This is a genomic window from Clostridium lundense DSM 17049, from assembly GCF_000619945.1.
In the GTDB taxonomy this organism is placed as follows: domain Bacteria; phylum Bacillota; class Clostridia; order Clostridiales; family Clostridiaceae; genus Clostridium_AO; species Clostridium_AO lundense.
In genome coordinates, this window is the sequence record NZ_JHVC01000010.1 from 77,732 (window position 1) to 92,289 (window position 14,558).

Annotated in this window: 12 protein-coding genes and 1 riboswitch; of the genes, 9 read left to right on the forward strand and 3 right to left on the reverse strand. The window is 30.3% G+C overall.

All coding sequences use genetic code 11. The annotated features are described in order from the left end of the window. Positions 1 to 29: 29 nt before the first annotated feature. Positions 30 to 1,187 carry a M20 family metallopeptidase gene (locus T514_RS0112930; RefSeq protein ID WP_027625164.1) on the reverse strand — a complete coding sequence of 386 codons (1,158 nt, stop codon included), beginning with the start codon at positions 1,185 to 1,187 and terminating at the stop codon, positions 30 to 32. A 53-nt stretch (positions 1,188 to 1,240) separates the two neighbouring features. Then, on the reverse strand, positions 1,241 to 2,425 hold the full coding sequence (locus T514_RS0112935; RefSeq protein ID WP_027625165.1) for a membrane protein: 1,185 nt from the start codon (positions 2,423 to 2,425) through the stop codon (positions 1,241 to 1,243). Between the two features lie 694 nt (positions 2,426 to 3,119). Here T514_RS0112935 and gnpA point away from each other — a divergent pair. From gnpA to T514_RS0112985, 9 genes are all read left to right on the forward strand, one after another. After that, positions 3,120 to 5,276 carry a 1,3-beta-galactosyl-N-acetylhexosamine phosphorylase gene (gnpA, locus tag T514_RS0112940; RefSeq protein WP_027625166.1) on the forward strand — a complete coding sequence of 719 codons (2,157 nt, stop codon included), beginning with the start codon at positions 3,120 to 3,122 and terminating at the stop codon, positions 5,274 to 5,276. 148 nt (positions 5,277 to 5,424) lie between these two features. Next, entirely contained in the window at positions 5,425 to 5,886 is a 462-nt protein-coding gene (locus T514_RS0112945) for a metallophosphoesterase family protein (RefSeq protein WP_027625167.1), read from the forward strand. 216 nt (positions 5,887 to 6,102) lie between these two features. Then, a riboswitch (M-box (ykoK) riboswitch) is annotated at positions 6,103 to 6,293 on the forward strand. Positions 6,294 to 6,497: 204 nt separating this feature from the next. Beyond that, complete coding sequence (gene mgtA / locus T514_RS0112955; RefSeq protein ID WP_084284546.1) at positions 6,498 to 9,056, forward strand: magnesium-translocating P-type ATPase; 2,559 nt, start codon at positions 6,498 to 6,500, stop codon at positions 9,054 to 9,056. A 373-nt stretch (positions 9,057 to 9,429) separates the two neighbouring features. Beyond that, complete coding sequence (locus T514_RS0112960) at positions 9,430 to 10,065, forward strand: hypothetical protein (protein WP_051542037.1); 636 nt, start codon at positions 9,430 to 9,432, stop codon at positions 10,063 to 10,065. After that, positions 10,055 to 10,822: an ABC transporter permease gene (locus T514_RS0112965; protein WP_027625170.1), complete on the forward strand. Its 768-nt coding sequence runs from the start codon at positions 10,055 to 10,057 to the stop codon at positions 10,820 to 10,822. The genes T514_RS0112960 and T514_RS0112965 overlap by 11 nt, the downstream gene beginning before the upstream one ends. Continuing rightward, positions 10,809 to 11,534, forward strand: a complete 726-nt coding sequence (locus tag T514_RS0112970; RefSeq protein ID WP_034869078.1) for an ABC transporter ATP-binding protein — start codon at positions 10,809 to 10,811, stop codon at positions 11,532 to 11,534. Before T514_RS0112965 ends, T514_RS0112970 begins: the two co-directional genes overlap by 14 nt. 40 nt (positions 11,535 to 11,574) lie before the next feature. Beyond that, the gene (locus T514_RS0112975) at positions 11,575 to 12,540 is read left to right on the forward strand and encodes an ABC transporter substrate-binding protein (RefSeq protein WP_034869080.1); all 966 of its coding nucleotides are present in this window, start codon (positions 11,575 to 11,577) and stop codon (positions 12,538 to 12,540) included. Between the two features lie 417 nt (positions 12,541 to 12,957). After that, a complete protein-coding gene (locus T514_RS0112980; RefSeq protein WP_027625173.1) occupies positions 12,958 to 13,485 on the forward strand; it encodes an ECF transporter S component in 528 nt (175 codons plus the stop codon). Further along, complete coding sequence (locus tag T514_RS0112985) at positions 13,478 to 14,050, forward strand: class I SAM-dependent methyltransferase (RefSeq protein ID WP_027625174.1); 573 nt, start codon at positions 13,478 to 13,480, stop codon at positions 14,048 to 14,050. The genes T514_RS0112980 and T514_RS0112985 overlap by 8 nt, the downstream gene beginning before the upstream one ends. Positions 14,051 to 14,057: 7 nt before the next feature. Here the strand turns inward: T514_RS0112985 and T514_RS0112990 are convergent, their stop codons facing one another. Then, the gene (locus T514_RS0112990; protein WP_027625175.1) at positions 14,058 to 14,492 is read right to left on the reverse strand and encodes a DUF3842 family protein; all 435 of its coding nucleotides are present in this window, start codon (positions 14,490 to 14,492) and stop codon (positions 14,058 to 14,060) included. Positions 14,493 to 14,558 lie beyond the last annotated feature (66 nt).

Genomic DNA, 14,558 nt, shown 5'->3' on the forward strand with positions numbered 1-14,558 from the left:
ATTTCCTAGGGCGAGGCATTCACTTAAATTTATTTGTTCAAAAAATCTTGTGCATATTGTGCATAAAGAGCAGACCCAATTTCTAGCGCTTCTTCATCTACAGTATAATTAGGATGGTGTTGTGGATAGCATGCATTTTTATCCTCATTTCGTACACCAACTAAAGCTAGCACACCTGGAACTTTATCTAAGTATTCTGCAAAATCTTCTCCCCCCATGATTTTTTCAATGACTATAGATTTTGCACCAATTTTCTGTAAGGAATCTTTGGCTAGGTCTGAGCATTCCTTATTGTTGATTACTACAGAAGTTCCATGTGAATATTCAAGTACAGCTTCTGCTCTAAAAGTAGAAGCTGTATCTTCAACTACTCTTTTAAGCATTTTAGGAAATTTAGCTCTTATTTCAGGATTAAAACATCTTGTAGTACCAGTTAAAATACCTTCACTTGCAATAACATTAAATCTTGATCCAGCACTAAGGGAACCAACACTTACAACAGCAGGTTGTAAAGGATCCAATTCCCTACTAACTATACTTTGTAAATTCATAACTATTGCGGAAGAAACTAAAACGGCATCTACACCTTGATGTGGAGCAGAACCATGTCCACCTTTACCAGTTACTTTAATGGTAAATAAATCAGAAGATGCCATTAGGGGTCCCTCCTGAACAGATACTGAGCCACATTCTATATCACTCCATACATGCATACCAAATATTCCATCTACACCTTCAAGAGCTCCAGCTTCTATCATCATTTTTGCACCTTTAGCAACTTCTTCAGCAGGTTGGAATATTAATCTTACTGTACCATTAAGGTTATCTTTTATATCATTTAAAACCATAGCAGCACCTAGAAGCATTGATATGTGGCAATCATGTCCACAAGCATGCATAAGTCCCTCATTTTGTGATTTGAATTCGCATTGATTCAATTCAGTAACAGATAATGCGTCTATATCAGCTCTTAAAGCTACAGTCTTTCCAGAATTTTTACCTTTTATTTCAGCAATAATCCCTGTATTAGCAACAGTTCTACATTCAATACCAAGTTTATTTAATTCTTCTTTAATCATTTCACTTGTATTATATTCATTTAAACTAGCCTCAGGAGATTTATGGAAATTTCTTCTTAAACCAATAACATTCTGATGATACTCTTTAGCTATTTCTCTTATTGTCATAAAATTCGCCCCCTAGAATATTTAATAATATTATTTAATTCAATATATAAAAATTATAATAATTTTACAAAGAAACCAGCTATAATAACTGATGCTATTGTAACAGTAGTGAAACCGGCTACAAGCATTTTTGGAAGCATGTCCTCAATTACGTAATCTCTTTCTTCCTTTGTTTCACATACAGATTTAATTGCTTCATGAGTTAAAATATAATCTGCTGGGAACCCATATAATGCAGTAAGTGTGCAAGCAAAGGCCATATGTTTTGAAAATCCTAGTGTCTTTGCAAGTATTAATGATATAACATACATACCAATTACACCTAAAATAATAATTCCGAATAGTGGAATAGCTATTTGTTTTAACATAGATGGTGTAGCTTGAGAAAGGTTGGCAAATATAAATGCCATAAGTACAGTCATAAGGAATCCGAATGAATTAGCTTTATTTAACGCTTTTTCTTCTAAGAATCCAATTTCACATGCAATAACACCTAAAATTAAACAAAGTACAAAATCATTAATGTGTACAATTGGACCAACTTTAGAAGCTATCCAACCAACAAATCCTAGTTTTAATAAAATTACATAGGGAGTTTGATACTCTTCTGGTAGTGGAGGAAGAAGTTTTTTTCTTGGTTCAGCAAGTTCACATGCAACTTCAGATTTAGCTAAATCAGCTTTTTTTCCTCCATTTTTATAAATTCCCAATACACGTTTTGCTTCCTTTTTTAGGCAGAAGGCTGAAATTGGATACCCAATGAACCCCTGCATTATATACATGCAGGTAGCAAGCACTGCTATGGATGTTAAGCCTTTATCAGCTGCAGCCTTAGACATTAATATTGATGCTACAACTCCACCAGTAAGAGGAGGAGTAGCTGCTACAACAGTCTGCCAACCAAATAATACTTTACCAATAGTTAAAGTCATTATACATATGCCCAAAATACCAGCAAGAGCCATTAAAACTGTTCTCCATTGAGATAATAGCTCCTTTAGGTTCATTAATGTACCCATATGTACTAATAGTAGATACATGGAAGTATATACTATAGGAGTTTGAAATGAACCTTTAGCAATAATATCTTTTGGCATAAAAGTCCAAAATCCAATTAAGAATAACACTGCAGATACGAAAACCGAAGGAATAAATGCCTTAGTTTTCATTGAAATAATTTCGCCAGCTGTCAATACAATTAAAATAATAGTGAAAGCCCCAATTACACTATAATTCATAATAATATGCCCCTTTCATTTATGTTTTTTATATTATGATTTTCTAATTAAGATTAAGAAGATCATATATTTGTGAGTTCAAATTATAGAATATTTAATTAATACCGGTATTTTCTAAATTTGATAACTTTTCAATTTAATTTTGTCAATTATATCAATGGCGAATTACGGTGTCAATGCGACAAAATAACCATTATATTACTTAAATTAAAATATTATGAAAATCAAACAAGACAATAGGTGATATGACAAAAAGATGACATTCGTAAAAAACATATTTTGAATGTTATCTGTCCATTGTAAAAATAGTTAGAAAAAAGATAACCTTTACATAAATAAAATTAAAAGATAATTCTTTAGTGTAAAGGTTTATTAATGGAAAAGTTATTTATTTACCAGTATACATATCATATATCAAGAAAAATATACTATTAGAAAATATAGAGAATTGTGTCATTTAGGGAAATATGTGAAGTGAAAAATTGCAAATAAAATTATGAACAAATTGTTAACTTTATTGTTATAACATAGAGTATCTGATATAATTGTTAGTTTTCACATATGTTACTAATCTAAAAGAAGGAATTTAGGCTCTGTACGTAGAAGAAATAGTAAATTTGAATATTTTATATTAAAAGTAAAAATATTACAAATAAAAATTATGTATGACAATATTATATGAGGGGGAATAGTCATGGGAAAAGGCAGATTTATATTACCAGCAGAAGCTGGAATGGAAAAAGAACTATTGTATCTTGCTGAAAAATGGAGAGCAGATGCTATAAGAGATTGTGATGGTATAAAGCTGTCTGATGATATACTTAATATGAGCTTTGATGTTTATTCAACCCTTTGTATTATAAGGGAAGACAATGAATGGGCTAAAAAGAATCAGGATAAGCTTCAAATGATATATTTAATAACAGAACCAGTTACGGCTATAGATGAAATTATTAGTATTGAAATTATGAAGGGATATTTTAAGGAGCAATTTAAACCTAATACAAAAGATAATCCTAAGGAATGGTGGGAAGTAATAGATAGAACAACAGGAGAGATAATAGATAGTAGCCATTGGGATTATAATGAATGTACAGAAGTAGTGACCATAAAAAATATAAAAAAATGGCATTCCTATACTGTTACTTTTATTGCATGGCAAATATGGGAACCGGTATCAATGTATAATCACATTATTAATTCATGGACGCTAGAACATAAAATGCCATTGGACCCAAGATATCCAGAGGTTAGACAACATTTATTATCAGTTCTTGATAAATGGCTTGCTGAACACCCTGTAACTAAGGTGGTAGGGTTCAGAACATTTTTTTATAATTTTGATCTTATTTATAATGAAAATGGAAAAGAGAAACAAATTGACTGGTTTGGTTATGCTAGTTGTGTAAGTACATTTGCTATAAGAATATTTGAAGAAGAGTATGGGTATAGACCAAGACCAGAAGATTTTATAGACAATGGATACTTTAATACTCCATTTAAGAATCCGTCTAAATTTCATCTTGATTGGATTGAATTTAATGAGAGATTTGTAGCTAGTTTTGCCAAAGAATGTGTTAAGTTAGTTCATAATAGAAATAAAAAAGCAATAATGTTTTTAGGTGACCACTTTGCGGGTACAGAACCCTATGGCAAATATTTTACACAAATTGGACTTGATGCTGTTGTTGGATCTGGTGGTGACGGAGTAACTACTAGAATGATAGCTGATATACCTGTAGAAGCTACAGAAATTAGGTTTTATCCTTACTTATCCTCAGATGTATTTCATGAAAGGGAAGATCTTGCGGCAGAGGTCACAAAAGTTTGGATAAAATCAAGAAGAGCTATATTAAGAAAGCCTATAGATAGAATGGGGTATGGCGGGAGTTTAAGTCTTGCACTTAAATCTCCAGAATTTATTAACTGTATTCAAAGTATTGCAAATGAATTTAGATCTATACATGAAAATACAAAAGGAACAAAGGCTGATAGCGCATCATTCAAGGTAGCAATACTAAACACTTGGGGGAGACTAAGAAGGTGGCAAACCCACCAGATAGCACATTCTCTTTGGAATCAGCGTTGTTATTCATATCTTGGTATACTTGAGGCTTTAACAGGTCTTGAATTTGATATAGAATTTATTAGCTTTGATGACATAAAGAATTTGGGAATATCACAGGACATAAAAGTAATCATAAATGCAGGAGATGCTTATACTTCATGGAGTGGAGGAGACTATTGGAAGGATGAAAGAGTAGTTACTACAATAAGAGAGTGGGTTTATAATGGGGGAGGTTTTATTGGAGTAGGTGATCCAACAGCCTGTGAACATTATGGTGCGTTCTTTCAACTTTATGATGTATTAGGAGTGCAAAAAGAAATAGGTTTTGGCTTAAGTAGAAATAAATTAAAGTATAATATAATTAAAAATCACTTTATTATTGAAGATGCAGATAAAGAAATAGATTTTGGTGAAGGAATGAATTGTATATATGTAGCTTCAAAGGATGTACATGTACTTTATGAGAATAACATGAGTGCATCTCTTGCTGTAAATGATTATGGAAATGGTAGGGCTGTTTACATAGCTGGAATGCCATTTAACTATAATAATGTACGTCTATTAAAAAGGGCAATTTATTGGGCAGCACACAAAGAAGAAGAAATACAATATAATTTTTCCTCAAATATAAATGTGGAGTGTGCATCATTTAGTAATATAGGGAAAATTGTAGTAATAAACAATAGTGGAGAAAATGAGAAAGCAAGAATATATATGAATAGAGAAATATATTTTGATGTTGAGTTAAAGCCTTATGAAATGGCGTGGAAAAGTATAACTTAGAAGAATGGATAAAGATAATTGCTAGGAGTTTAGCAAAGAGTAAAATAAAAGATTATTAAGTTTTTAATCAGTATAATCCACAGTGTTGATAAAATGGTATAGACAATGTGGATTGTTTTATTTAATATATATTAAGGGTGAAAATATAATGACAAAGAAAATAGGAATTATTTCAGATACACATGGCCTTTTAAGAGATGAATTTGTTGAAGAACTAAAGAAAGTTGATATGATAATTCATGCAGGAGATCTTGATAATGAAAAGATAATAGAAGAAATTAATAAGTTATGCTCTAAGGTAGTTATAGTAAGAGGAAACTGTGACAAAGGAAAGTTAAAAGAGAAGTTACCTTTTTCAGATGTTATAGAATTTGAAGGTAAATATATATATGTGATACATGATGTTAGTACAATGGATATTGATCCTGAAGCTGCTGGAATAGATATAGTTGTATTTGGACATTCACATAAAGCTTATGAAGTAGAAAAAGGCAGTGTATTATACTTAAATCCAGGTGGGGCAGGACCTAGGAGGTTTAGTTTGCCTATTAGTATGGCTATTTTAACTTTTGAAAATGATAAATATACAGTTCAGTTCAAATATTTATAACAATGATTAAATTTTTTATCTATATTCTATTGTGTAGCTTTTTCATGATTAGTGAATACTATATATTAATGAATACTATATAATAGATGGATTATACATCTATTGATAATATTTTCTAATTAGTAAATCATAAGTTTTGTGTTTACAATTATGGATTAATATTATACTATTAATGTATAATTAGTTATGAATTAATAATATTTTATTTTTACAATTAAATAATTTCGTTAGGTGAGGTTACTACAACAGATATACGCTACTGCCCAGAAATGTCGAGAGACGCCAATGGGTCAGCAGGTATTGCCGAAATAAGGTTCTACTTAATGTAGCTGACAACCTTCATATAAGAATATGAATGGTTTTGCTCAAAGCTTTGTAGTGCTAAAACTCAACGAGTGAAGTCAATATAGCATTTTTTTGTCGCACAAAATCTCTTCATTCGTTGAAATGAAGAGATTTTTTATTATTATGTTTTAAATAAAAGAAAGGAGGTGGTTGATGTGGAAGATAGCCCAGGAGGTAAATGTCATAAGTGGAAAATTAGAATAACTGTTGTTATCAAAAGAGTCAACCACCCTTTTGATAACAATGACTAGAAGGAGGTCATTGTTATGGAATTAAAAAAATTAGTTAAGAATTTTGAAACTGAAAACATGGAATTAGTTTTTAAACTACTTAAAACATCAATAAATGGTTTAAAAGAAGTGGAGGCTGAAAATAGATTAGAGGCATACGGGTTAAATGAACTTCAAAGTGAAAAAAAGAAATCAGTACTTGCAAGGATATTAGATAATATAAAAAATCCGTTAGTAATACTTTTATCAGTGCTTGCGTTTGTATCTTATATTACAGGAGATACTACAGGAACTATAGTAATGTGTGTAATGGTATCTTTAGGAGTTATATTAAAGTTTGTACAAGAATTAAAGGCGGATAATTCTGCTGAGCAGCTTAAAGCCATGGTAAGTACTACAGCTACAGTAATTCGTGAAGGAGTACAAAAGGAAATAGCATTAAAAATGTTGATTCCAGGAGATATTATACATTTATCTTCAGGAGACATGGTCCCAGCAGATGTTCAAATAATTTCTTCAAAAGATTTATTTATTAATCAATCTGCTCTTACAGGAGAATCTTTACCAGTAGAGAAGTTTATAATAAATAAAAAATATGCAAATCCTCTAGAAAACCCTAATTTATGTTTTATGGGATCTAATGTAGAAAGTGGCACTGCTATTGCAGTAGTTATAACCACAGGCTGTAATACGTATTTTGGACAATTAAGTAGTAAAATAACAGAAGAAAGGGGCATGACAAACTTTGATAAAGGCGTAAATGAATTTACATGGCTAATGATTAGATTTATATTCATCTTAGCACCAATTGTATTTTTTATTAATGGTTTTATTAAAGGTGATTGGGAACAAGCATTTTTATTTGCTATAGCTGTAGCTGTTGGACTTACACCAGAAATGCTTCCTATGATTGTAACAGTTAACCTTTCTAAAGGTGCTATAGCAATGTCAAAGAAAAAGGTTATTGTAAAGAAACTAAATGCAATACAAAATTTTGGAGCTATGGATGTACTTTGTACAGATAAGACAGGAACAATTACTTGTGGGAAAGTAATATTAGAAAAACATCTTGATATATATGGTGAAGATAGTAAAAGAGTTTTAAAGTATGGATATATAAATAGCTTCTATCAAACAGGATTAAAAAATCTTATGGATGAAGCAATACTTGAAAGTAAGGATAATGAAGAAGATGCTAATATAGAATACAAATATGAAAAAATAGATGAAATTCCATTTGATTTCATAAGAAAAAGGATGTCTGTGGTAGTAAGAAATAAAAGAATGGAAGATGTATTAATTTGTAAGGGTGCAGTAGAGGAAGTTTTGAGTTTATGCAATAAATATGAAACTAAGGAAGGAACAGAACCCTTTATAGGAAAGATGGCAGAAAAAATTAATTCTATAGTCAAAAGTCTTAATGAAGAAGGTTTTAGAGTTATTGCAGTGGCTTACAAAGTGATAAAGGATTATAAAAAAGAGTATACCGTTGAGGATGAGAGTGAATTAACTTTATTAGGATTTATGGCCTTTTTAGATCCACCTAAGGAAACCTCTCGTGAGGCTATTAAGAAGTTTCATGAATATAATGTAGATGTAAAGATATTAACAGGAGATAATGATATTGTAACAAAGAAAATTTGTAAAGAAATAAACTTACCAATAGACTCCATACTACTTGGAAATGAAATAGATGAAATAAGTGATGAAGAACTAGCTGAAGTAGCAGAAAGAACTACAGTTTTTGCAAAACTATCACCTATGCATAAGGAGAGAATTATAAAAGCATTACAGAGTAAAAATCATGTAGTAGGTTTTATGGGGGATGGAATTAATGATGCACCTGCACTAAAAACTGCAGATGTTGGTATTTCCGTAGATACTGCAGTAGATATAGCTAAAGAATCCTCAGATATTATATTATTGGAGAATAGTTTACTAGTATTAGAAGAAGGAGTTCTTGAAGGAAGAAGAGTATTTGGTAATATAGTTAAATATATTAAGATGGCAGCTAGTTCAAACTTCGGAAATATGTTTAGTATCATTGGAGCTAGTATGTTCGTTCCATTTTTGCCTATGTTACCAATACAGGTGTTAACAAATAATTTATTGTATGATATTTCTCAAACCGCAATTCCAACGGATTCTGTAGATGAAGAATGGATGGAAAAGCCAAGGAAATGGGAGATAAGTGATTTAAAGAAATATATTATAACTATAGGGCCAATAAGTTCTATATTTGATTATATAACATTCTTTATTATGTTATTTATATTTAAATGTTGGAATAATCCTGCTTTATTTCAAACGGGATGGTTTTTAGAATCTTTATTCACTCAAACTTTAATTATTCATGTGATTAGAACTAATAAGATTCCTTTTATACAAAGTACTGCAAGTAAGCCATTGATAATTACATCAATAATTGTAGCATTAACTGGAACATTTTTAGTAAACTCCCCACTTTCAACATTTTTAGGTTTTACAAAGTTACCATTATTATATTATGTTTTAGTAATTGTGACTTTACTATGCTATGTGGTATCAACTCAGCTTGTAAAAAAGTGGTATGTTGAAAAGTATGATATAAAATAAATTATAGACATAGATTTCTATTTAGACAGTGGTTAACATTTTATAGATTTATATAAAATTGCTACCCACTGTTTATCTTTAGAAAAGTTATCTAAATAATTATGGTTTTGACTTAAGTTAATATAATTGCTATAATGTAATTCATAACGTGAGATTGATATTCATTATCATTAGGCAAATGTTAATGATACCATAATAGAATAATAGTTTGAAGTTAATAACAGAATTTTGCGAAAGAGGATGTAACAAACTCTCTAAGTAGTAAAATTATTAAGGAAACCTTTTAATGAAGTATTAGATAAAGTTATCCATTAAATTGGTTTGCTATTTTTTATATGATTAATATTAAAAGAAAGATTAGAAAGTTGGAATAATGATGAATTATATTTGGATAAATCCAGTAGTTAAAGCTATGTATGCTTATAAATTAGAGAAGTTAATAAAAGAGCTAGAAGATAAAGGATATAAGGTGGTAGAAACTCCAAGCCAAGTAGAGTTAGTAAAGAATAAATTTGAAAATTTATGTATGGAAGAAGAAAAGATAGTACTTGATACAAGATGTCCAGCAGCTATTGAATATATAAAAGAAAAAGTAAAAAACAGGGGCTTTTTTATACCTAGAATAGAACCTATATTAATTCATAGTGCCAGAGCTCTATATGATATATACATAAAGGATAACAAAGATAATACACTTTTTATAACCACTCCTTGTAGTTCTCTAAAAGATATGGGAAATTTGATATTCAAAGAGGAGAAGAAATCCAGAATTGTTTTTAAAACATGGAATGATATATGCAAAGAGTTAGATATACCAAAGGAGGAGAAATGCAGTAGATCTCCTATACCTCTTGGGTTTTTTAGAAATTTAAATTTAAAGGTTTTAGAAGCAAGCGGACAGCAAGAGGTATTGGAAACAGTAACAAATGCAGTAGAGAATAATGAAGATATTGACCTTATAGAGATACTACTGTGTGAAGGGGGATGCAATACAGGAGATGGTATATAAGTTAAAGGGATATATAATTATTGTATTAATAATTGCCATATGGTGTATTGGCAGTGCAAATAATTATTGGAGCGGATATATACTCCCTTCACCAAAAACTGTTATAGAAAGTTATATTAGTCTTATAGCTTCAGGAATTTTATTCAAGCATATAGGACAAAGTTTAATAAGAATTTTATCAGGTTTTTTTATAACATTGATTTTAGCAATCCCTTTTGGAATTTTATTTGGGGTAAACAAAAGAATATATGCTTATTTTAAGCCAATATTAGAATTTATAAGACATACGCCACCTTTAGCTTTAGTACCAATGCTTATTCTATGGTTTGGTATAGGGGAAAAGTCTAAAATAATCATAATAGTGTTAGCTTCATTCTTTCCTGTATTTTTAAATACTATAAAGGGTGTTGAAGGCTGTGATAAGAAGTTAATAGAAGTAGGGAAGGTTTTTAATTTATCTAAAAGACAGATATTTTTTAAGATAGTAGTACCATCAGCTCTTCCAAACATATTAGTTGGAATGAAGCTTGGTATAGGATATAGTTGGAGAGCTATAATAGGAGCAGAAATGGTAGCAGCATCTTCTGGTCTAGGATATCTTATTTTAGATGGACAACAGCTTTCAAGATCAGATGTTGTAGTTGTAGGTATTCTATCTATAGGAATATTAGGAAGTTTAATGGATTATATATTTTCACTCTTAGTGAGAAAAATTAATGTTTGGAAACTAGAGGTAGATGATAATGAAGGGGTATAGAATAAATAACTTAAATAAAAATTATACGGTAAATGGAAAATTAAATACAGTGTTAGAAAATATAAATTTAAATATCGAAGGTGACGTGATAACAATAATTCTTGGAAGAAGTGGATGTGGAAAAACAACTCTTTTAAGATTATTAGGTGGATTAGAAAATGCTACTTCAGGAAGCATAGTATTTTATAAAGATGCTGTTAAGTTTAAACCTAAAATAGGAATGGTATTTCAGGAAAGCAGACTTATGCCTTGGCTTACAGTAAGAGAAAACATAACTTTTTATTTAAATAAAAGAGATAGACAAATAGAAGACAAATTTTTAAAGCTTATGAAATTAGAAAAATTTTCAGAAGCTTATCCAGTTCAACTTTCAGGTGGAATGGCTCATAGAGTTTCAATAGGTCGTGCCCTTGCATATGAACCAGATATAATGTTGATGGACGAGCCTTTTGCAGCACTAGATTATTTCACAAGATACAATTTGCAAAGGGAGATTATAAATTTATATGGAAAAACCAAAAAAGGAATAGTCTTTGTAACCCATAATGTAGATGAAGCAATCTTACTGGGGCATAGAATTATAATTTTAGATAAAGGGAAGGTAGCAAGGGATTATAATATAGAGGAAAATTACCCAAGGGATTTGGCTTTAGATAGATTAGTAGAAATAAAGGAAGATATTTTAAAAGCTATTTGTAGAGATGAGGATTAATTAAATTTAATGTATTATTTTATAAATTGGAGGGACTCAAATGATAAAAGTAAAAAAATTATTAGCTTTAGCATTGACTGGAGTTATAGCAGGAAGTATGCTGACAGGATGTGGCAACAAAGAAAATAAAGCTGAGGAGAAAAACAATAAAACTATAAATATAACTTATGTAAAATCTCCTTTGAACGTGCCATCTATAATTGAAAAGAACAATAAAAGTTTTGACAAAGAATTTCAAAAGGATAATATGAATATAAAATGGCATGAAATAACTGCAGGACCACAACAAACGCAAGCGCTTGCTGCAGGAGAGTTACAGTTTTTACATGCTCTTGGAGGAACTTCTGCTATTTTAGCGGCATCTAATGGTGTGGATTTAAAAATAATTAATGTATACAGTAGAGCACCTAAAGCGTTTATGATAATAACAAAAGACAATAACATAAAAACACCTAAAGATCTTAAAGGAAAGAAAGTAGCAGGACCTAAGGGAACTGTACTTCATCAACTTTTGGTAGGAGCTTTAGAAAAAAATGGATTAAGACAAGAAAATATAGAATTTGTAAATATGGGTATACCAGAGGCAGTAGCGGCACTTAATAATAAAAGTGTAGATGCAGCGCTTTTAGCAGGACCAGCGGCGTTAAAAGCTGTAAAATCAGGAGCAAAGATTGTAACTAATGGAGAAGGTATAGTAGAAGGAACTATAGTAACTGCTGTAAGTGGAAAATTTTTAAAAGATAATCCAGAAATAGTTGAAAGATTTAAAAAAGTTCATAATGAAGCAATTGATTATATAAACAATAATTTTGATGAAGCTATAAATATAACAGCTAAAGAGGTTGGGTTAACTCCCGAGGAAACTAAACAAATGTATTCTTGGTATGATTTTAATAGTAGTATAACTGACAAAGATATACAAGAACTTAAAAAGACTCAAGAGTTTATGATAAAAAATGGATTACAGCAGAAAAAAGTTAAAATTGAAGATTTAATTCAAAAGTAATGGTTTTATAAAAAGTTGAATTTTATACATAATATGGTATAATGTAAGCATGGGTTACGAAGACTCAATTTGAAACACGAATACTAGATAAATTAAAATTTAATATTAATAAATCTGATACCACGAAGGTAGAGTTATACTCTACCTTTTTATATTTTTATCCGATGACTACCCGCTCTAATACTCCAATCGCACTCTGTGAAAGCGATTCACACCAAATCAAAGATTTGGGTTCTCTGCTTTTCTTTAAAGTGGATGTAAAGAGTGGGTACGTCCCTGGATAACGATTTCCCATAAAGGATAACGAATTCTAAGGAGTGAAACTCCTAAGAATTCTGTTAATAAGCTTCAGTGGGAGTAAAAACTCCTTCTGAAGACAAGAACTCTATTTACAAAAATTTTCAGGAGGGATTTTTTATGGAGACTAACACAAAGGAACTTGTAAAGGCTAGTTTATTTTTAGCATTGGGATTGATCCTACCCTATATTTTTCATTTCACAGGCATGCCAGGGAACGTATTTTTACCAATGCATATTCCAGTTCTACTATGTGGTCTTATATTAGGAGAAAGATATGGACTATTAATTGGTTTTATAACCCCATTAATAAATTCAGTTATTACAGGTATGCCGCCTATATATCCAGTAGCAGTAGCTATGGCTTTTGAATTGGCTGCTTATGGATGGTTATCAGGATACTTATTTAAAAGAAAAAAGAGTAATGTATACATAGCTTTGATACTAGCTATGATTTTTGGGAGATTAATATCTGGAATTGCTAATTATGTATTAATGGGGTTTGTAGGAAAATCTTTTGTACTAAAGCTGTTTATGATAAGTGCTTTTGTAAAACCATTATGGGGAATTCTAATACAGATAATAATAATTCCTTTTGTTGTTAAGGCTATAGAAAGAAATAGTAAGGCGGTTAGTTTAAATGGATAATAGAGAGTTTTTTAATAACTTAGCTTTTAATTGGGATAGTATGTGTAGGCATGATGAAAAAAAGTTAGAAAATATATTAGCATTAACATCAGTGAAGAAGGGGGCAAAGATTTTAGATGTAGGAACAGGAACAGGTATATTAATTAAATATTTACTAAGTACAAGCCCAAAAAAGATTGTTGCAGTAGATATAGCAGAAAATATGATAATAGTTGCAAAGGAAAAATATAAAGATAATAGAGTTAATTTTATAGTAAAAGATATAATGAAATATACTGAAGATGGCTTTGATTATATATTCTTATATTCTGTATATCCTCATTTTAAAGATAAAGATGCTATTTTAAAACATTTATCAACACTGATTACTGGCGGAGGGAAAGTAGTAATAGCTCACTCACAAAGTAAAGAAAAGATAAATGAGGTTCATAGTAAAAGTGAAACTGTAAAAGAGGATAAGCTACCTTCGGGGGAAGCCACAGGAAAAATAATGGAAAAATATTTTAGAGTAGAAAAAATTATAGATAATGAAAATATGTATTATGTTTCAGGAATGAAAATATAAGGAAATGTCAGGCGTCTAACCTGACATTTTTTATATTTTTTTTAATATCTGATATGATTTCCTCTATAATTTCTTTTATTTGAAGATCTCTTGTGCCTGGTATATAGATACCATGTTTTTGTAGGGGGATTATGTATTTAGTACAGTTTATTTCAAATATTGTACCACATACTTTTGAAGTTATTTCTCCATTTATACCGCCATTGCAAAGTATACCTATAGGGCCTATAATGCAATTTATTTCTTCCTCTTTCAGAAAGGAGTGTATGTCTTTTTCACCAATAATACTTTTATTAGCACCGGCTTTTATCATGTTATTAGCTGCTGCTATATTAGTACCTAGAGCTATTATAAAAATACTTTTTCCTAATTCTTTGCGAAGTTTTTTTACAATTGTTTGGCCAAGACCAGCACCTTGTCCATCTATTACTACAATGTTCATATAAAATCCTCCATATGTTATTATAATATATTAATATGGAAATTATATCCTACATATAATTTAAAT